Below are 18,808 nucleotides of genomic sequence, written 5' to 3'. Positions count from 1 at the left end.
GACCCTCACCAGACGCATCGAATGGGGATAAACCACGAGATGGTGTGATACCGTCTTCTGTTGATAGTGCGGATTCAGGGGAACGTTAATCATATTTGTATGGCTTTACTGCGACCTGACGTGCTGATAGCCCAACGGCTAAGGAGAAAATTCAGCACGAGCATGCAGAGCGAAGCAAGCGGCGCAGCGATGGTCATCGGAAATTCCAGCCAGTGATACCAAATCCAGGTGCTGACAAAGGCAAGAGGGATATTCAACAACATGCTGATGGTATAACGGCCAAAGCCAGCAAATGAAAGCGGCTGTTTAAACGTGAATAAGCTGTGCAGGATATAACCGACGGTAGCGATGATGGCGAAAGACAACAGGATCGCTAACCAGAGCGCAACGCATAAACTTTCCGCCACGATCATGATGGCATTATGTCCCAGGAAACAGCAGCCAGAAATGCAGAGATAAGTAAAAGAGGTGCAAATTTTCATCGGGGTGCTTTCCGGGCACGAAGTAAAAATACGCAGGCGTTGTCATGCCGTACTTGCGCCGGCGTGACATAATCTTCGAACATGGCGCGCAGATTCATCATGACGGCCAGACCTGAGGCTAGAACGCCGCCGATGAGGGGGAGCCGACGGATGAAAAACGCAAAACCTGTCAGGCGAATAATGGTGGTTGTAGCCAATGGGCCAACCAGAGCGTCGACTTCTTCAACCACAAACCCGCGATCGGTAAGATCGGATATGAGACCGGTGCGGGTCCAGCGGCGGTGATCTTCCGGATGAGGATGATAGAGCCAGGTTCCGTGCGTGGAGAGTAACAAGAGACCATCATCATTTAACAAACGCCGAATTTCAGCGCAATACGCATCAAGATCTCTGACGTGTTCCAGTACCTGGACGGAAAGTATGGCTCCTGCGGCACCATCAGCTAAAGGGATACGTCCCTGTGGGTCAATTTTGAGTGTACCGCTGTCATCAAGATCGGCACCACAATAGTTAATATTCAACTGACGCATCATTTCAGCATAGGGGGAATCGCCGCAGCCAAAGTCGATCATGAAGGTATTTGGCTGAATGTGACGTTCTGCTTGCTCGCGTAATCGTCTCGCCAGTGCACGTAACAACAACCAGTCAGTGTGCCAAATTCGAGGGGTGGCCCTGTTTCTTTTCATACTCCGGGTCCTTGCGGTGAGGTATCTGAATCATGCCGGTTCAGGCTGTCCAGCAGGAGCTGTAGTACGAATCCGGCCAGGACCATCAGCACTCCAGCGATGCAGGCTGTGCTGATGGCAAAAACAATGTGTACCGACTGTTCCATTGAGCCACGGGTAAATATCCAGTGAAAAGCAAGGAGGAGGTCGGCAAAAAAACCGGCTATGGCAAGCACAGATCCGCTGAATACCAGCCACTCGAGAGGGTGCGAGCGCATGAGCCAGGGGATAACCCGGCTTTCCGCAATCGGGTGGTTAATGGCGATGGCGACCTTCGCTAGCACGCCTAACAGGACCGCGATAAGACCAATAAGCGTCGACATTGTCGCCAGGGCAACGAAATGGATACCAAAATAGTAACCGTTGATTTCTATGGGGCCTGCGGCAAGTAGCGCAAGGCCGATAGCTCCGAGCAGTAGTAGCGTAAAGCCAGGGATCAAATAGAGCCTGTCTGGGGCATGAGCGATGAGAAGACGCAGATGTCTCCAGCCGTCACGAAATGAACGTAAATGAGGAGGGCGGTTGCGTTTGTCCGGATAGAGCTTGATAGGCACTTCATGAATGATGAGTCTTGCGCGGTGCGCGTTAATGATCATTTCAGAGGCAAATTCCATACCGGTAGAACGAGTGGCCATTTTTTGAAATGCTTCGCGGGTAAAGGCCCGCATCCCACAGTGGAAATCGCGAATGGGTGAGTGGTAAAGCAGCCTGGCTATGCCGGAAAGCAGTGGATTTCCCAGATAGCGATGCAGAGGAGGCATTGCCCCTGGTTCAATTCCTCCAGCAAATCGATTACCCATAACAAAGTCTGCACCGCTTTCCAGTGCATCGACGAAAATATCTAGCTGGCTCCAGTCATAGGAGTCATCGGCATCAGCCATAATGAGATATTTACCTTTTGCCGCACTGGCAGCCGCGCTTATTGCTGCGCCATAACCTTTGACGGACTGATGAATAACTCGGGCACCCAGTGATTTTGCAATTTCAACGGATTGGTCTGTTGAGCCATTATCACCGATGATAATTTCACCTTGAATACCCAGGCGAGTAAACGCTTCTGTTACTTTCTTAATACAGATAGCAAGCGTAAGTTCTTCATTCAGGCATGGAATGATTGCCGAAACCAGGGGCGCGGGCTCTGCCGCCGGTATCTCAACAGGGGAGAAGGCAACCTGTCGAGAAATATAGTTGGCGGGAGTTAATAAATTATCTGAATAACCAAATCGATGAAAATGCGTTGAATGCATAATAGTAAGCTCCGATCCATGAGCAGGATTAAGAGTCTATCCCAATGGGCTATTACATTTGGCATTCTGAACCTGGGCAGGCGTTTGAACGACCATCAGAGCAGCCTGAAAGGCGTGTGAAGCGAGTCCTCCTCACGTATTCCGGCTATGAACCTTTTGTGCCGTGCCACCCGTGTTGCAACATGACTGTAAAAGTACACCTATTGGGATAGGCTCTATATATCTAATGGCAACTTCAATTTAATTCATATTCTGAATGATTTGGAATATGAATGGGTGCTAGTTAATATACCCTGTGTGGATAATATGCGTTAAGTTAATTCACAACTTAATTTGCGTTATATATATCTAACATCAGATTGCATCGTACAGGAGTTGTCGTTATTAAGTCTACTGGTTTATGGCATGAAAAATAGTAACAGTTTATTCGTTATTTATTAATATCTATAAGGTGATGATTTACTCTGTGCGTCAGGCATTACACATAAATATATTTTCGTGTAGCAAGTGCCGACGCCTTTCACCCAATGTTATCGCCACAACGCCGTCTCTCAAGCATCACAGACTACTTGTTCTGTTTTTGGGAACGGCTTAACAAGGGGAAGGTTTCATAGATTGCGGTAGGGAATATTCTTTACGCAGGGCGGCACTGCTCTGATTAGTTAAAGTCCTGACTTTTCAGCCAGGACTTGATCAGACGTCTGTTTTTGCTCTTACATCAGCAAATTACAGAGTCACCACATCAAATTCGACTTCGGGGTTCACATCAGCCTCGTAATCGACTTCGTCGAGGCCAAAACCGAACAGGTTAAGAAATTCCAGCTTGTAGCCTGCATAATCGGTTTCTTGCGCCAGGTTTTCGGTGGTGATCAGCGGCCACAGATCCCGGCATGCCTGCTGAATATCTTCACGCAGTTCCCAGTCATCCATGCGGATACGCTGGTGGTCATCAAGCGCAGCCTTGTCACCGTACAGGCTGGTGGTCATCAGACGGTTAATCTGCTCAATGCATCCTTCATGAATCCCTTGTTCTTTCATCAGTTTGAAGACCATAGAGATATACAGCGGCATTACTGGAATGGCTGAAGAAGCCTGTGTGACTACCGATTTCAGGACCGCAACGTTGGCTGTGCCATTGATTGAAGACAGTTGATTACGCAGCGCACCTGCCGCACGGTCAAGGTCTTCTTTCGCTTTGCCCAGCGCGCCATGCCAATAGATTGGCCACGTCAGGTCGGTACCGATGTAAGAATAAGCAACGGTTTTCACGCCGTCGGCCAGCACATTGGCCTGGCGCAGGGCATCTATCCACAGCTCCCAGTCTTCTCCGCCCATTACGGTCACGGTGTTCTGAACTTCTTCTTCCGTTGCGGGCTCAATGCTGGCCGTCGTGATCTGATCCTTATTGGTATCAATCGCTTTAGAGGTGTAAACCTCACCAATAGGTTTCAGCGCCGAACGGACAACTTCACCCGTTTTCGGCATTTTACGAACCGGGGAAGCGAGTGAATAAACGACTAAATCAATTTGACCCAGGTCTTCTTTGATGAGCTTGATGACTTCATCACGACATTCGTCGGAGAACGCATCACCGTTAATGCTTTTGGAATACAGACCTTCCCGCTTTGCAGCTTCATCGAAAGCCGCGGCGTTATACCAGCCTGCTGAACCTGGTTTAGATTCGGTACCCGGTTTTTCGAAGAATACGCCGATAGTGGCGGCTCCGCTGCCAAACGCTGCGGAGATTCTTGATGCCAGTCCATAGCCGGTTGAAGCACCGATGACCAGCACGCGGGAAGGACCGTTTTCGATTTTCCCGTTTTGTTTAACGTACTCGATCTGCTTTTCCACATTGACTTTACAGCCAGTCGGATGGGTCGTTGTACAGATGAATCCACGGATTTTTGGCTTGATTATCATAATGATGGCTAATTTAGTTTGTGTTTCGCTGTCATAGGGGCAATGACACCGTCTGTGTATTATGGCGGGTCATTATACAGAAAAGATTCCGCAAAACTGAATCTACCTCTGATTTTAGACCTGACGCTGATACTACTCGGCAATTTTGCGCTCCAGCACAATTTTCCAGAACGCATCAATAAGCGGCTCATGCAGCCGTTTTTTCGGCGCGCAGACGCCCAGTTCGAACGGAGTTTTCTCGTCGCTACGCTCTAAAATCATGACGCGATTGCGCACCGGTTCGGGGCTGTTTTCCAGCACCACTTCGGGCAGTAGCGCCACGCCACAGCCGAGTGCGACCATCGACACCATCGCTTCGTGACCCCCCACGGTGGCGTAAATCTGCGGGTTGCTGATTTTATGGCGACGAAACCACAGTTCAATGCGGCGGCGCACAGGCCCCTGATCGGCCATGATGAATGGCACCGTAGACCAGTCGGGTTTCTCCACCGAAACCTGATTGCGTACCGGGCAGGGCAGCGCCGGGGCAATGAGTACCACCGCCAGATTTTCCAGCATCGAAAACGCCACCGCGCCCGGCAGCGTTTCAGGCTTACCGGCAATCGCCAGATCCGCTTCGCCGGTCACCACCTTTTCCATGGCATCGGCGGCGTCGCCGGTGGTGAGTTTAATTTCTACTGAGGGATGCTCAGCGCGAAAGCGATCGAGGATTGGCGGCAGATGGCTGTAGGCGGCGGTCACCGAGCAGAAAATATGCAGTTCGCCCGATAGCGACGGACCTTGCTGATCGAGGGTGTGACGCAGTTGCTGATACTGCAACAGCGTCTGCTGGGCAAACGTTCGCAGCTCTTCACCCGCTTCGGTCAGCGTGACTGTGCGATTATCGCGGACAAACAACGGCTGCCCGAGGTCTTCCTCAAGGCGCTGGATCTGCCGTGACAGCGTAGAAGGACTGACGTGCATCGCCCGCGCGCTGCGGCCAAAGTGGCGGCTTTCCGCCAGATGCAGGAACATTTTCAGATCGCGTATATCCACCGGCGAACCTCTTAATTTTTACGTTGCAGTTATTGCAATGTGACGTTGTGAATATATCAATTTCCGCAATAAATTTCCTGTTGTACTGTGGAGTCATTCTCGCTGAACAGCGAACCGAATAATAAGCACCACAACACAACATCACGGAGTACACCACCATGGCTAACTACTTTAATACACTGAACCTGCGCCAGCAGCTGGCACAGCTGGGTAAATGTCGCTTTATGGGCCGCGATGAGTTCGCCGATGGCGCGAGCTACCTTCAGGGTAAAAAAGTGGTCATTGTCGGCTGTGGCGCGCAGGGCCTGAACCAGGGCCTGAACATGCGTGATTCCGGTCTGGATATCTCCTACGCCCTGCGTAAAGAGGCGATTGCTGAGAAGCGCGCATCCTGGCGTAAAGCGACTGAAAACGGCTTCAAAGTCGGCACGTATGAAGAGCTGATCCCGCAGGCGGATTTGGTGGTTAACCTGACGCCAGACAAACAGCACTCTGACGTAGTGCGTTCCGTACAACCGCTGATGAAAGACGGCGCGGCGCTGGGTTACTCTCACGGCTTCAACATCGTTGAAGTGGGCGAGCAAATCCGTAAAGACATCACCGTAGTGATGGTGGCACCGAAGTGTCCGGGTACTGAAGTGCGTGAAGAATACAAACGTGGTTTCGGTGTGCCGACGCTGATTGCGGTTCACCCGGAAAACGATCCGAAAGGCGAAGGCATGGCGATTGCTAAAGCCTGGGCTGCAGCGACCGGCGGTCACCGTGCGGGCGTGCTGGAATCTTCCTTCGTGGCGGAAGTGAAATCCGACCTGATGGGCGAGCAGACCATTCTGTGCGGTATGCTGCAGGCTGGTTCTCTGCTGTGCTTCGATAAGCTGGTGGAAGAAGGGACTGACCCGGCATATGCCGAGAAACTGATTCAGTTCGGCTGGGAAACGATCACTGAAGCGCTGAAGCAGGGCGGTATCACGCTGATGATGGACCGTCTGTCCAATCCGGCGAAACTGCGCGCTTACGCGCTGTCCGAACAGCTGAAAGAAATTATGGCGCCGCTGTTCCAGAAACACATGGACGACATCATCTCCGGTGAGTTCTCTTCCGGGATGATGGCTGACTGGGCTAACGACGATAAGAAACTGCTGACATGGCGTGAAGAGACTGGTAAAACCGCGTTCGAAACCGCGCCGCAGTATGAAGGCAAAATCGGCGAGCAGGAGTACTTCGATAAAGGCGTACTGATGATCGCGATGGTAAAAGCGGGCGTTGAGCTGGCGTTTGAAACCATGGTGGATTCCGGCATCATCGAAGAGTCCGCGTACTACGAATCCCTGCACGAGCTGCCGCTGATCGCCAACACCATTGCGCGTAAGCGTCTGTACGAAATGAACGTGGTGATCTCTGATACTGCAGAATACGGTAACTACCTGTTCTCTTATGCCTGCGTACCGCTGCTGAAAGAGTTCATGACCACGCTGCAGACCGGCGACCTGGGTAAAGCGATTGCTGAAGGCGCAGTGGATAACGCTCAGTTACGCGATGTAAATGACGCGATTCGCAGCCATGCTATCGAGAAAGTCGGTCAGAAACTGCGTGGTTATATGACCGATATGAAGCGCATTGCCGTTGCGGGTTAAACCGACATTGTCGGGTGGCGGCTACGCCTGACCCGACCTACAAAAGTGCAAAGCCGAAGGCCGGATAAGCATCGTGCCATCCGGCAAAAAAAGCCCAGAGTCTGAACGCTCTGGGCTTTTGCTTAGTTACGGTACAGCACTTTGATGATGTGGTAGCCGAACTGGGTGTGCAGCGGGCCGGTCGGTTCCAGCACGGGGCAGGAAAAGACCACTTTATCGAACGCCGGAACCATCTGGCCCTGGCGGAATTCGCCTAAGTCACCGCCTCGTTTGCCTGACGGGCAGATGGAATGTTTCTTCGCCAGTTTGCCGAAGTCGGCGCCGTTTTTAATCTGCTCCAGAAGATCCAGTGCCAGTTTCTCTTCTTTAACAAGGATATGCAGTGCTGCTGCGGTTTTTGCCATGATCGTGCCTTGAGTCGGGGAAATGAAGGGGGCGATTTTAGCATGTGGGGAGAGGGAAAGAATATCCAGGCCAGCGGTTGGTGACTGGCCTGGATATAGGATTAGTGAATTTGCTGCTGCGACAGCTTCCAGACGCTGGCAATATTACGTGCCGAAATGCGCAGATTGTATTCTGCGTCCTCTAAGGCTTCCGGTAGCGTGGCGATGCGCGTCAACACCGAGAAAACGGCATCCAGCCCATGCTCATGAACAATCTGATGATCCTGGGTCAAACCGCCGGCAAGCGCAATAACCGGTTTTTGATAGCGTTTGGCGCAGCGGGCAACGCCAATCGGCGTTTTGCCGCAGATGCTCTGGCTGTCGAGGCGACCTTCTCCGGTGATCACCAGACTGGCATCGGCTACCAGGCGCTCCAGTTGCAGCGCGTTAATCACAATCTCCACACCGGGTTTTAAATCAGCGCCCAGTAGACCGAGTAATGCGGCTCCCATTCCGCCTGCTGCGCCAGCGCCCGGCGCATTCATTACATCCCGACCAGTAAACTCCTGTAGTCGCTTGCCATAAACCGCCAGCGCACCGTCTAACGCTGCAACCATCGCTTCCGTCGCCCCCTTTTGTGGGCCGAAAATGGCAGAGGCCCCCGTCGGACCGCACAGCGGATTGTTGACGTCGCAGGCCACGGTGATGGAGACCGTCTTTAGACGCGGGTCGGCGTGGGAAGTGTCGATTGTTGCCAGTTTACTGAGCGCACCGCCGCCTTCGGGAAGCGCGTCTCCTTTTTCATCAAGGAGGTCGATGCCCAGCGCCTGTAGCATGCCCGCGCCTCCGTCATTCGTCGCACTACCACCAATGCCAAGAATAATGTGCTCAACGCCCCGATCGAGTGCGGCAAGGATGAGCTCGCCCGTTCCATAGCTGGTGGTCAGCAGTGGGTTACGATGCTCTGGCGGCACATGGTGGAGACCTGACGCCGCAGCCATTTCGATCACCGCCGTCTTCCCGTCACCCAGCATTCCCCAGCGTGCCTGGACCGGTGTTCCCAGAGGGCCTGTGACATCGATAAAGTGGTAATGGCCCTCAGTGGCCTCCACCATCGACTCAACGGTGCCTTCGCCGCCGTCCGCCATAGGGAGTTTGACATACTGGGCATCGGGATATATTTCGCGAAACCCCTGTTCGATAGCCGTCGCCACCTGCATGGCAGACAAACTTTCTTTAAATGAATCTGGTGCGATAACTATTTTCATTGTGTGCTTACCCGGCGAGTCCGAAGACACCAAACAGCAGTGTCGAAATCAATGCGATGACGAAACCAACAAGGGTTTCATAAGGCAGAAGTTTTAAGCGTTCATGGATTTGCATACTGACGCTACCGCCAGTGGCGTGGAAAAAACTGCCGTGAGGGAGATGATCCAGAACCGTCGCCCCGGCATGAATCATGACTGCACCGGCAAGCGCAGAGACGCCAAGTCCCAGCAGCGTTTGACTGAACACGCCTGCTGCAACGGCGGTTCCGGCCGTTGTCGACGCGGTGGCCATCGACATAATTGCGCCAGAGATGGGGGCCAGGAGATAAGAAGGGAGACCGGAAGAGGTTAATCCGTCGATCAGGACCTCTTTTAACGCTGAGTTGGCAATGATGCCAGCCAGCGTGCCGGTACCGAGCAGCATAATGGCGACAGGTGCCATGCGCGTCAGCCCGGACATCATAAAGGCGTTACTTTGTTTAAATCGGCCCATCAGGATTGCGCCGACTAATCCTCCCACTGGCAGAGCAATGAGCGGATCGATAGCAATGCCCGCCACAGGACGCAGCGCTAACAGAATAATGGCAACAAGGGGGGCGCTGATGGCCGCCAGAAATCCGGGTTGTGTGCCGTGCGTGTCCTGAGAAATGATCTCTTCCGTCGTGACCATCGAGCCTTTTTGGCTCAGACGCTTCGCCAGAAAATAGGCGATTGCCAGGCCGAACAATCCGGGAATAATCCCCCCCATCATGACGGATGTGAGCGGGACATGGAACGAATCCGAAGCGGCAATGGCATTGGGATTCGGTGACATGACGTTACCCGCTTTGCCACCGCCAATCATCGCCAGCAAAATGGCGAGTTTTGATAGCCCGGCGCGTCTGGCGATCGAAAGCGCAATCGGCGCGACGGTAATCACCGCGACATCGATAAAAACGCCAACGGCCGTCAGAATCATAGTGGCAATGGCTAAGGCAAGCAGGGCACGACTTTCGCCCACTTTTTTCACTACCGTTTCCGCGATTGTGTTCGCGGCGCCGGATTCGATCAGCACACCGGCCAGTACGCCTGCAGCGAGAATGCGCAGTACGGCATTGGTGATGCCCTGCGCACCCGTGACCATCAGCGTGACGGTCTGGACCAGGTCTGCCCCGCCGACGAGACCACCGACCAGCGCACCCACCATCATGCCGTACGCGGGAGAGACTTTGCGTAATATTAAGACGATCGCCACCACGAGTGCGATGATGGCGCCTGTTGCGGATATTGAAACCATCTTCTGCTTTCTCCATAAAATTGACTGAGGCAGTATGGAGAAGCCGCCGGGAATAGCCTTGTGAGGATCCGCTAAAAAATACGCGTCTGACAGGATGTAAATTTGGAGGAAAATACAGACTACCGTTGCAGCTCCATGCCAATGTACAACCAAAGGAGTTGTTTCAAGTTGTTGATTTTTATTCCCGTTATCTCTTCAACGCGTTGCAGTCGATAGCGCAGGGTGTTTACGTGAATATGCAGACTGGTGGCAGTTTGCGAAAGATCACAATTATGTTCGAAATAGTGCTCCAATGTTTTTTGCATGACGCCTTTGCTGTCCTGAGTAACCAACTCGCACCATATTTTTGATAACTCTTCCGCTTGCCAGGTGCCGGAAAGTCCCCCCAGCAATGAGGCCAGCGCGTAGTCATCGTGAAAGATAAACTGATGCTTAAGCTTCAGCCTTTTCACCATCGCCTGGGTTGATTTCGCTGTCTGATAGGAGCGTCGCAGGCCATTTTCTCCCGCAAAATAGCCGCCGACGATGAGCCGTGAAAAGCCGCAGGACTGTGCGTAATGCTTAAATTTCTGTAGCTCGTGCTGCTCCAGCGATTTATTGAGAGTCCCATTTTTCAGGGTGACGGGTTTGAGGATAATCAGCTCGTTAAAGTCGGAAAATGTCACCAGATGGTCACGGGCACTGTATTCAAAATAATCCATCAGCGTACGTAGCGCATCGCGATCAGGTTGCTGCAATTCCATGATAAGCACCACGCGCGGCAGCTGGAGATTAACGCCTAACCATGAGACCACGGCGCTTAACGATGACGGAGGCGGGTCGCGTAAAATAAGCTGGTTGATTAGCTCTTCGCGGTAGCGTTTATCCCACTGTTTTTGTTCAAGTAACGCCATTTGTTCAATAATGAGTTCCGACGCCATCTTGACGAGTTGCGCATAAGCCTTCACCTCACCCGGCTCTCCGGTGATACCCAGTACGCCGATAAGCTGATCGCGAAAATTTATTGGCAAGTTAATACCGGGCTTCACACCTTTGAGTTTGTCAGCCGTCGCCGAATCGATTTCAACAATCCGGTTTTCAGTTAACGCCAGCACCGCACCTTCATGGCGCTGATGTAAACGGGACGCCTCACCTGAGGCAATGATCATGCCGTGCTCGTTCATGACGTTAACCGAATAGGGGATAATCCCCATCGTGCGTTGGACTATCTGGCGAGCGGTTGAGTCTTGTAGGTAGTAAGTGGCCTGGATCTTATTCATTGTATGCTCAGCATAAGAGGAGGTGCGGTACGTGGCAGCACCTGATTTATTAGCGTATTTGGTTCAGAAATGTTTCGGTTGAATAAACAAAGAAAGTGGGATGAACGGTCTTCTTTTTTGTCGGTTTATACAAGCCAAAGCAGCTTAGTCCGACTATTGTTACTGTTTTTCTTTTATACTCAATATGTTAATTAAACCTCTTGTGCAGGCGTTGTGTAATTTTTTCCGTGTGATCGGCGTTCAGGATTGTTCAGAATCTGGACAGCAGCACAAGCTTACTTACCCTCACAGGCAGCGTTACGCGCGGTTACGGAAAGCTCAATCTCGACCTCGCTTTCTGCTACAATTCGTCCCCCGTTCGAAGATTGAGCACTTTTACCTATGCGTTTAAACCCCGGCCAACAACAAGCTGTCGAATTCGTCACCGGACCGTGCCTGGTGCTGGCGGGGGCGGGTTCCGGTAAGACACGCGTGATCACTAACAAGATCGCCCATCTGATCCGTGGCTGCGGCTACCAGGCGCGACACATTGCGGCGGTGACTTTTACTAATAAAGCGGCGCGCGAAATGAAAGAGCGTGTCGGACAGACGCTGGGACGCAAAGAAGCGCGCGGGTTGATGATCTCCACTTTCCATACGCTAGGGCTGGAGGTGATTAAACGCGAATACGCCGCGCTGGGGATGAAGTCGAATTTTTCGCTGTTTGATGACACGGACCAGGTTGCGCTGCTCAAAGATCTGACGGAAGGGCTGATTGAAGACGACAAAGTGATACTGCAACAGCTGATCTCGACGATCTCGAACTGGAAGAACGATCTCAAAACGCCCGCACAGGCGGCCGCCGGTGCGAAAGGCGAGCGCGATCGTATCTTTGCGCACTGCTACGGGCTGTACGACGCGCATATGAAAGCCTGCAATGTCCTCGACTTTGATGATTTGATTCTGCTACCGACGCTGCTGTTGCAACGTAATGAAGAGGTGCGTGAGCGCTGGCAGAACAAGATTCGCTATCTGCTGGTGGATGAATATCAGGACACCAACACCAGTCAGTACGAACTGGTGAAATTGCTGGTGGGAAACCGGGCGCGATTCACCGTCGTAGGGGACGACGATCAGTCGATTTACTCCTGGCGCGGGGCGCGTCCGCAAAACCTGGTGTTGTTAAGTCAGGATTTTCCGGCGTTACAGGTGATCAAACTGGAGCAGAACTACCGCTCCTCCGGGCGGATCCTGAAGGCGGCGAACATCCTCATTGCCAATAACCCGCACGTCTTTGAAAAACGGCTTTTTTCCGAGCTGGGATATGGCGCGGAACTCAAAGTTCTGAGTGCGAATAATGAGGAGCACGAAGCCGAGCGGGTGACCGGGGAACTCATCGCCCATCACTTTGTAAATAAAACGGAATACAAAGATTACGCCATTCTGTATCGCGGCAACCACCAGGCGCGAGTATTCGAAAAATTCCTCATGCAGAACCGGATCCCCTACAAAATCTCCGGTGGAACGTCGTTCTTCTCGCGTCCGGAAATTAAAGACTTGCTGGCCTATCTGCGGGTGTTGACCAATCCGGATGATGACAGCGCGTTCCTGCGTATTGTGAATACGCCAAAGCGTGAAATCGGCCCCGCCACGCTGCAAAAGTTGGGTGAATGGGCGATGACGCGGAACAAAAGCCTGTTTACCGCCAGTTTTGATCTGGGGCTGAGCCAGACGCTCACCGGGCGCGGCTATGACTCGCTCACCCGTTTTACCCACTGGCTGGGCGAGGTTCAGCGGTTGGCAGAACGTGAGCCGATTGCCGCTGTTCGCGATCTCATCCACGGAATTGATTACGAATCCTGGCTTTACGAAACGTCGCCCAGCCCAAAAGCCGCTGAAATGCGCATGAAAAACGTCAACCAGCTGTTTAGCTGGATGACCGAAATGCTGGAAGGCAGCGAACTGGATGAGCCGATGACGCTCACTCAGGTTGTCACCCGCTTCACGCTACGTGACATGATGGAGCGCGGCGAGAGTGAGGAAGAGCTGGATCAGGTACAATTGATGACGCTGCATGCCTCGAAAGGGCTGGAGTTCCCGTATGTGTTTATGGTGGGTATGGAAGAAGGCTTCCTGCCACACCAGAGCAGCATCGATGAAGACAACATTGATGAAGAGCGCCGCCTGGCTTATGTCGGCATCACCCGCGCGCAGAAAGAGCTGATTTTTACGTTGTGTAAAGAGCGACGTCAGTACGGTGAACTGGTGCGTCCGGAGCCGAGCCGTTTCCTGCTGGAGTTACCGCAGGACGATCTGATCTGGGAGCAGGAGCGTAAAGTGGTGAGCGCCGAAGAGCGAATGCAGAAAGGGCAAAGCCATCTGGCGAATCTGAAAGCGATGATGGCGGCGAAAAGAGAGAAATCGTAGGCTGGAGGCCGGATTAGGCATTTACGCCGCCCTCCGGCAGTGAATCATTCACGCACTGCTAAAGGCCAGTGGACATAGCTCTGCCACTGGCTTTCTTGTTCAATCAACTCTTTCCCCAGCGGATGCTGTTCCAGCCAGTCCGGCGGTAGCGCCAGGGTGAGAATTTCATTCGATGCCTGTAGCGTAATGGCTGGCACCAGATCGTCACGACGGCGGCTGGCGAAGATAATCGCCAGTCTGAGCAGACGACAAAGATGCTCCGCCACACGCGGCGGTACGGCATTTTGCTGATGCAACGACGAGAGATCGACCGGGTTGGTCTGATTTAACAATAGCGTGGCGAGCAGTTTTTTCTGTGCGGGCGTGAAGCCCGGCAGATCCAGATTACGGACCAGATAGGCGGCATGCTGAGGCGCTTGCTTAAAATCAACGCTCAGGCCTATCTCGTGCAGCTGGCAGGCGCTGATCAGCAGTTCGCGGCTGATCGGCTCAAGATGCCACTCATTTTCTACCTGATCGAGAAAACTCACCGCCAGATTCGCAACGCGATGCGCCTGTTCGGTATCCACCATAAACCGGCGCTGAATATTACGCAGCGTGCGGCTGCGAATATCCTGATCCACCGCAAGATGCAGCATCCCGTAGACCAGCCCTTCACGTAATGCCCCACCGGCCAGGGTCATACACTGAATATTGAGTTCGGTGAAGATGGCGATAAGAATAGCCAACCCGCTGGGGAACACCAGCGCGCGTTCCAGGGTTAAGCCTTCAATTTCAAGCTCTTCCAGACGACCACAGTGAATCGCCCGCTGTTTCAACTGCTGCAGTTTCGCCAGCGTGATGCGCTCATCCATCCCCTGCGCCATCATGATTTCCTGCAACGCCTGAACGGTACCGGAGGCACCGACGCAGACTTTCCAGCCGTGATAGCGAAGTTCATCGGCGACCGGGCGCAGCACATCGCGCGCCGCTTTTTCCGCTTCGTCGAAATTCTCTTGTGCCAGATTGCGATCGGTAAAGTAGCGTTCGAGCCAGGTGACGCAGCCCATTGACAGGCTGAACAGGGAGGTGGTTTGCGCACCTGTTCCGGTGACCAGTTCGGTGCTGGCGCCGCCGATATCGACGACCAGACGCTGATCCGCTCCGCCAGTGGTGTGCGCCACGCCCTGATAAATCAGGCGCGCTTCTTCTTCACCGCTGATGACCTGAACCGGACAACCGAGGATTTCCTGCGCTTTAGCGATAAACTCGCTGGCGTTTACCGCGATACGTAACGTAGCCGTAGCGACCACGCGAATTTGCGGCTGCGGAATATCCTGAAGGCGCTCGGCAAACAGACGCAGGCATTGCCAGCCGCGTTCCATTGCTTCAGCAGAAAGGACATTGTTGCTGTTTAGACCGGCGGCCAGACGCACTTTGCGTTTAATGCGCGTGAGCGTCTGGATGCTGCCCGCTACCTCGCGTACGACCAGCATATGAAAACTATTGGAACCGAGATCGATAGCGGCGTACAACGAGGTAGAATTCATACACTTCATCCTTCAACCGGTATCTGTGCTGGCTGTGTTTTTTCACCCGAATCACTGGCTAAAGTAAGTTCATCAGGATTCGTTTTCTTGCCGCCCTGATACAGGCAGAATGATGTTGTGTATGGCATAACTTTCTTAACCTGAACGACGACGATTACGCGGAGCACCGCCAGAGCGGCGCGGGCCATTGCCAGGGCGTGTACGCGTCAGGCGCAGCGGCTTCGGCAGATTGTTCATCAACGCTTCCGGGTTGTATTTACTCACCGGAATCGAGTGACCAATGTAGGTTTCAATCGCAGGCAGGTTCAGGGCGTACTCTTCACAGGCCAGGCTGATCGAGTGACCGCTTGCACCAGCACGGCCCGTACGACCGATGCGGTGTACGTAGTCTTCGCAATCGTCCGGCAGATCGTAGTTAAAAACGTGCGTGACGGCAGGAATGTGCAGGCCGCGCGCGGCAACATCGGTTGCGACCAGAATATCCAGATCGCCACGGGTAAATTCATCGAGAATACGCAGACGTTTTTTCTGCGCCACATCGCCAGTCAGCAAACCAACGCGATGACCATCGGCGGCCAGATGACCCCAGATTTCTTCGCAGCGGTGTTTGGTGTTCGCGAAGATGATGGCGCGATCCGGCCACTCTTCTTCGATCAGCGTTTGCAGTAAGCGCATTTTCTCTTCGTTAGACGGATAGAAAAGCTCTTCTTTAATACGGTGACCCGTTTTTTGTTCCGGCTCGACTTCAACGTATTCGGCGTTGTTCATCTGTTCGAACGCCAGTTCACGCACGCGGTAAGAGAGGGTAGCAGAGAACAACATGTTCAGGCGTTGGTTGGCCGGCGGCATGCGGCGGAACAGCCAGCGAATATCTTTAATAAAGCCCAGATCGTACATGCGATCGGCTTCATCGAGGACCACCACCTGGATGGCGCCCAGGTTGATGTGATTCTGTTTCGCGTAATCGATCAGACGACCCGTGGTGCCGATGAGAATATCGACGCCGCTTTCCAGCACTTTTAGCTGTTTGTCGTAACCGTCACCGCCGTAAGCGAGACCCAGCTTCAGACCGGTCGTCTGCGCCAGCGGCTCGGCATCAGCGTGGATCTGCACGGCTAACTCACGCGTCGGTGCCATAATTAAGGCGCGTGGCTGGTTCACCTTGCGATCGTCAATCGCGGGATGAGAGAGAAGATAATGAAACGTTGACGTCAGGAACGCCATCGTTTTTCCGGTACCGGTTTGCGCCTGCCCTGCAACATCGCGACCAGCCAGCGTAAGCGGCAGTGCGAGGGCCTGAATGGGCGTGCAGTTATGAAAGCCTTTATTTTCAAGGGCTTCGATAACCTTTGGGTGCAGGGCGAAGTCGGAAAACTTCTGTTCTGTTAAATGTGTTTTGCTCATAGTGTGGTAGAATATCAGCTTACTATTGCTTTACGAAAGCGTATCCGGTGAAATAAAGTCAACCTTTAGTTGGTTAATGCTGTACACAAATCATTCATGATGCGTCGAGGCGGCAAGCGAACGCGTCCACAAGAACGTACAGAGTACGTGACCTGGACGATGAGTGAAGCCAACAAAGAGGCAGCTTAAAGGATGATGTGTATACACCAACACACCAGGCTTATTCCTGTGGAGTTTATATGAGCGATAAAATTATTCACCTGACTGACGACAGTTTTGACACGGATGTACTCAAAGCGGACGGGGCGATCCTCGTTGATTTCTGGGCAGAGTGGTGCGGACCGTGCAAAATGATCGCCCCGATTCTGGATGAAATCGCTGACGAATATCAGGGCAAATTGACGGTTGCTAAACTGAACATTGACCAAAACCCAGGCACTGCGCCGAAGTATGGTATCCGTGGCATCCCGACCCTGCTGCTGTTCAAGAACGGTGAGGTTGCAGCGACCAAAGTGGGCGCACTGTCCAAAGGTCAGCTGAAAGAGTTCCTCGACGCGAACCTGGCGTAAGCCGGACGTCTCATGTTCGGGCGACCTGAATCCTAATTGATTCGGATGACTGGACGCCCGACTTGAGTCGTGCTAAGTTAGTGTTGACTTCGTATTAAACATACCTTATTAAGTTTGAATCTTGATAACTCCAATACTTCCCGTTTTTTCTCGCACGCGAAGTGGACAGATTCCTGGCTTATCATTCAATCCGTCTTGTCGTTTCAGTTCTGCGTACTTTCCTGTGACCAGACAGCGAACAGACATGAGTTGATGGCCGTAAACAGGCATGGATGACCCTGCCATACCATTCACAACATTAAGTTCGAGATTTACCCCAAGTTTAAGAACTCACACCACTATGAATCTTACCGAATTAAAGAATACGCCGGTTTCTGAGCTGATCACTCTCGGCGAAAATATGGGGCTGGAAAACCTGGCTCGTATGCGTAAGCAGGACATTATTTTTGCCATCCTGAAGCAGCACGCAAAGAGTGGCGAAGATATCTTTGGTGACGGTGTGCTGGAGATATTGCAGGATGGATTTGGTTTCCTCCGTTCTGCAGACAGCTCCTACCTCGCCGGTCCTGATGACATCTACGTTTCCCCCAGCCAAATCCGCCGTTTCAACCTCCGCACTGGTGATACCATCTCTGGTAAGATTCGCCCGCCAAAAGAAGGCGAACGCTACTTTGCGCTGCTGAAAGTTAACGAAGTTAACTACGACAAACCGGAAAACGCCCGTAATAAAATTCTCTTCGAAAACTTAACCCCGCTGCACGCAAACTCTCGTCTGCGTATGGAACGTGGTAACGGCTCTACCGAAGACTTAACGGCGCGCGTTTTGGATCTGGCTTCACCAATCGGTCGTGGTCAGCGTGGTCTGATCGTCGCACCGCCGAAAGCCGGTAAAACCATGCTGCTGCAAAACATTGCGCAGAGCATCGCTTACAACCACCCTGACTGTGTGTTGATGGTGCTGCTGATTGACGAACGTCCGGAAGAAGTGACCGAGATGCAACGTCTGGTGAAAGGTGAAGTTGTTGCTTCTACCTTTGACGAACCGGCATCCCGTCACGTTCAGGTAGCGGAAATGGTGATCGAGAAAGCGAAACGTCTGGTTGAACACAAAAAAGACGTTATCATTCTGCTCGACTCCATCACCCGTCTGGCACGTGCATACAACACCGTGGTTCCGGCTTCCGGTAAAGTGCTGACCGGTGGTGTGGACGCTAACGCTCTGCATCGTCCGAAGCGTTTCTTCGGTGCGGCGCGTAACGTGGAAGAGGGCGGCAGCCTGACCATCATCGCAACGGCGTTGATCGATACCGGCTCTAAGATGGATGAAGTCATCTACGAAGAGTTTAAAGGCACCGGTAACATGGAACTGCACCTCTCTCGTAAGATTGCTGAAAAACGCGTCTTCCCGGCTATCGACTACAACCGTTCCGGTACCCGTAAAGAAGAGCTGCTCACCACTCAGGAAGAGTTGCAGAAAATGTGGATCCTGCGCAAGATTATTCACCCGATGGGCGAAATCGACGCAATGGAATTCCTCATTAATAAACTGGCGATGACCAAGACTAACGACGACTTCTTCGACATGATGAAGCGCTCGTAAACGAGCTCTCAGCCGAAAACGCCACGTTTTTACGTGGCGTTTTGCTTTTATGTCTGTAATCTTAACGACAA

General features: G+C 52.6%; 16 protein-coding genes. 5 read left to right on the top strand and 11 right to left on the bottom strand.

Features of this window, described 5'->3' with window-relative positions; translation table 11 throughout:
* Positions 1 to 89: 89 nt before the first annotated feature.
* From AOY24_RS16735 to ilvY, 5 genes are all read right to left on the bottom strand, one after another.
* The gene (locus AOY24_RS16735; RefSeq protein WP_054177005.1) at positions 90 to 482 is read right to left on the bottom strand and encodes a GtrA family protein; all 393 of its coding nucleotides are present in this window, start codon (positions 480 to 482) and stop codon (positions 90 to 92) included.
* A complete protein-coding gene (locus AOY24_RS16730) occupies positions 479 to 1,168 on the bottom strand; it encodes a methyltransferase domain-containing protein (protein WP_044267336.1) in 690 nt (229 codons plus the stop codon). Before AOY24_RS16730 ends, AOY24_RS16735 begins: the two co-directional genes overlap by 4 nt.
* A complete protein-coding gene (locus tag AOY24_RS16725) occupies positions 1,165 to 2,454 on the bottom strand; it encodes a glycosyltransferase family 2 protein (RefSeq protein ID WP_082195305.1) in 1,290 nt (429 codons plus the stop codon). The genes AOY24_RS16730 and AOY24_RS16725 overlap by 4 nt, the downstream gene beginning before the upstream one ends.
* A 726-nt stretch (positions 2,455 to 3,180) precedes the next feature.
* Entirely contained in the window at positions 3,181 to 4,374 is a 1,194-nt protein-coding gene (gene fabV / locus AOY24_RS16720) for an enoyl-ACP reductase FabV (protein ID WP_042998779.1), read from the bottom strand.
* Between the two features lie 132 nt (positions 4,375 to 4,506).
* Positions 4,507 to 5,409 carry an HTH-type transcriptional activator IlvY gene (gene ilvY, locus AOY24_RS16715; RefSeq protein WP_054177003.1) on the bottom strand — a complete coding sequence of 301 codons (903 nt, stop codon included), beginning with the start codon at positions 5,407 to 5,409 and terminating at the stop codon, positions 4,507 to 4,509.
* A gap of 158 nt (positions 5,410 to 5,567) precedes the next feature.
* On the opposite strand from ilvY, the gene ilvC reads away from it, so the two are divergent.
* Positions 5,568 to 7,043, top strand: coding sequence for a ketol-acid reductoisomerase (ilvC, locus tag AOY24_RS16710; protein WP_044267332.1), 1,476 nt, complete (start codon positions 5,568 to 5,570; stop codon positions 7,041 to 7,043).
* A 122-nt stretch (positions 7,044 to 7,165) separates the two neighbouring features.
* On the opposite strand, the gene ppiC is transcribed toward ilvC, so the two are convergent.
* The 4 genes from ppiC to AOY24_RS16690 all read right to left on the bottom strand — a co-directional run bounded on the left by ppiC (position 7,166) and on the right by AOY24_RS16690 (position 11,229).
* The gene (gene ppiC / locus AOY24_RS16705) at positions 7,166 to 7,447 is read right to left on the bottom strand and encodes a peptidylprolyl isomerase PpiC (protein ID WP_001140251.1); all 282 of its coding nucleotides are present in this window, start codon (positions 7,445 to 7,447) and stop codon (positions 7,166 to 7,168) included.
* Positions 7,448 to 7,548: 101 nt separating this feature from the next.
* The gene (locus AOY24_RS16700) at positions 7,549 to 8,694 is read right to left on the bottom strand and encodes a glycerate kinase (RefSeq protein ID WP_042998782.1); all 1,146 of its coding nucleotides are present in this window, start codon (positions 8,692 to 8,694) and stop codon (positions 7,549 to 7,551) included.
* 7 nt (positions 8,695 to 8,701) lie between these two features.
* Positions 8,702 to 9,970: a GntP family permease gene (locus tag AOY24_RS16695; protein WP_042998783.1), complete on the bottom strand. Its 1,269-nt coding sequence runs from the start codon at positions 9,968 to 9,970 to the stop codon at positions 8,702 to 8,704.
* 119 nt (positions 9,971 to 10,089) lie between these two features.
* The gene (locus tag AOY24_RS16690; protein WP_042998784.1) at positions 10,090 to 11,229 is read right to left on the bottom strand and encodes a sugar diacid recognition domain-containing protein; all 1,140 of its coding nucleotides are present in this window, start codon (positions 11,227 to 11,229) and stop codon (positions 10,090 to 10,092) included.
* 381 nt (positions 11,230 to 11,610) lie between these two features.
* Between AOY24_RS16690 and rep the strand changes: the two genes are divergently transcribed.
* Complete coding sequence (rep, locus tag AOY24_RS16685; RefSeq protein WP_044258274.1) at positions 11,611 to 13,635, top strand: DNA helicase Rep; 2,025 nt, start codon at positions 11,611 to 11,613, stop codon at positions 13,633 to 13,635.
* Between the two features lie 44 nt (positions 13,636 to 13,679).
* Here the strand turns inward: rep and gppA are convergent, their stop codons facing one another.
* The gene (gppA, locus tag AOY24_RS16680; protein WP_042998786.1) at positions 13,680 to 15,164 is read right to left on the bottom strand and encodes a guanosine-5'-triphosphate,3'-diphosphate diphosphatase; all 1,485 of its coding nucleotides are present in this window, start codon (positions 15,162 to 15,164) and stop codon (positions 13,680 to 13,682) included.
* Between the two features lie 135 nt (positions 15,165 to 15,299).
* Positions 15,300 to 16,568, bottom strand: coding sequence for an ATP-dependent RNA helicase RhlB (gene rhlB, locus AOY24_RS16675; protein WP_054177002.1), 1,269 nt, complete (start codon positions 16,566 to 16,568; stop codon positions 15,300 to 15,302).
* A gap of 239 nt (positions 16,569 to 16,807) precedes the next feature.
* Between rhlB and trxA the strand changes: the two genes are divergently transcribed.
* From trxA to rho, 3 genes are all read left to right on the top strand, one after another.
* A complete protein-coding gene (gene trxA, locus AOY24_RS16670; RefSeq protein WP_001280776.1) occupies positions 16,808 to 17,137 on the top strand; it encodes a thioredoxin TrxA in 330 nt (109 codons plus the stop codon).
* 133 nt (positions 17,138 to 17,270) lie between these two features.
* Positions 17,271 to 17,390 (top strand): rho operon leader peptide, encoded by a 120-nt coding sequence (locus tag AOY24_RS24110; RefSeq protein WP_071887707.1) that lies wholly within the window; start codon positions 17,271 to 17,273, stop codon positions 17,388 to 17,390.
* Between the two features lie 87 nt (positions 17,391 to 17,477).
* Positions 17,478 to 18,737: a transcription termination factor Rho gene (gene rho, locus AOY24_RS16665; RefSeq protein ID WP_002437993.1), complete on the top strand. Its 1,260-nt coding sequence runs from the start codon at positions 17,478 to 17,480 to the stop codon at positions 18,735 to 18,737.
* Positions 18,738 to 18,808 lie beyond the last annotated feature (71 nt).

Origin of the sequence: Citrobacter sp. CtB7.12 (assembly GCF_001297795.1) — a bacterium.
Classification (GTDB): Bacteria; Pseudomonadota; Gammaproteobacteria; order Enterobacterales; family Enterobacteriaceae; genus Citrobacter_A; species Citrobacter_A amalonaticus.
This window is presented reverse-complemented; position numbering and strand designations above follow the sequence as displayed.

Coding starts and splice junctions, on each gene's coding strand:
- gppA (WP_042998786.1), bottom strand. CDS start 15,164: ATGAATTCTACCTCGTTGTACGCCGCTATCGATCTCGGTTCCAATAGT.
- rhlB (WP_054177002.1), bottom strand. CDS start 16,568: ATGAGCAAAACACATTTAACAGAACAGAAGTTTTCCGACTTCGCCCTG.
- AOY24_RS16735 (WP_054177005.1), bottom strand. CDS start 482: ATGAAAATTTGCACCTCTTTTACTTATCTCTGCATTTCTGGCTGCTGT.
- AOY24_RS16695 (WP_042998783.1), bottom strand. CDS start 9,970: ATGGTTTCAATATCCGCAACAGGCGCCATCATCGCACTCGTGGTGGCG.
- AOY24_RS16700 (WP_042998782.1), bottom strand. CDS start 8,694: ATGAAAATAGTTATCGCACCAGATTCATTTAAAGAAAGTTTGTCTGCC.
- trxA (WP_001280776.1), top strand. CDS start 16,808: ATGAGCGATAAAATTATTCACCTGACTGACGACAGTTTTGACACGGAT.
- ilvC (WP_044267332.1), top strand. CDS start 5,568: ATGGCTAACTACTTTAATACACTGAACCTGCGCCAGCAGCTGGCACAG.
- AOY24_RS16690 (WP_042998784.1), bottom strand. CDS start 11,229: ATGAATAAGATCCAGGCCACTTACTACCTACAAGACTCAACCGCTCGC.
- fabV (WP_042998779.1), bottom strand. CDS start 4,374: ATGATAATCAAGCCAAAAATCCGTGGATTCATCTGTACAACGACCCAT.
- ppiC (WP_001140251.1), bottom strand. CDS start 7,447: ATGGCAAAAACCGCAGCAGCACTGCATATCCTTGTTAAAGAAGAGAAA.
- rho (WP_002437993.1), top strand. CDS start 17,478: ATGAATCTTACCGAATTAAAGAATACGCCGGTTTCTGAGCTGATCACT.
- rep (WP_044258274.1), top strand. CDS start 11,611: ATGCGTTTAAACCCCGGCCAACAACAAGCTGTCGAATTCGTCACCGGA.
- AOY24_RS16725 (WP_082195305.1), bottom strand. CDS start 2,454: ATGCATTCAACGCATTTTCATCGATTTGGTTATTCAGATAATTTATTA.
- AOY24_RS16730 (WP_044267336.1), bottom strand. CDS start 1,168: ATGAAAAGAAACAGGGCCACCCCTCGAATTTGGCACACTGACTGGTTG.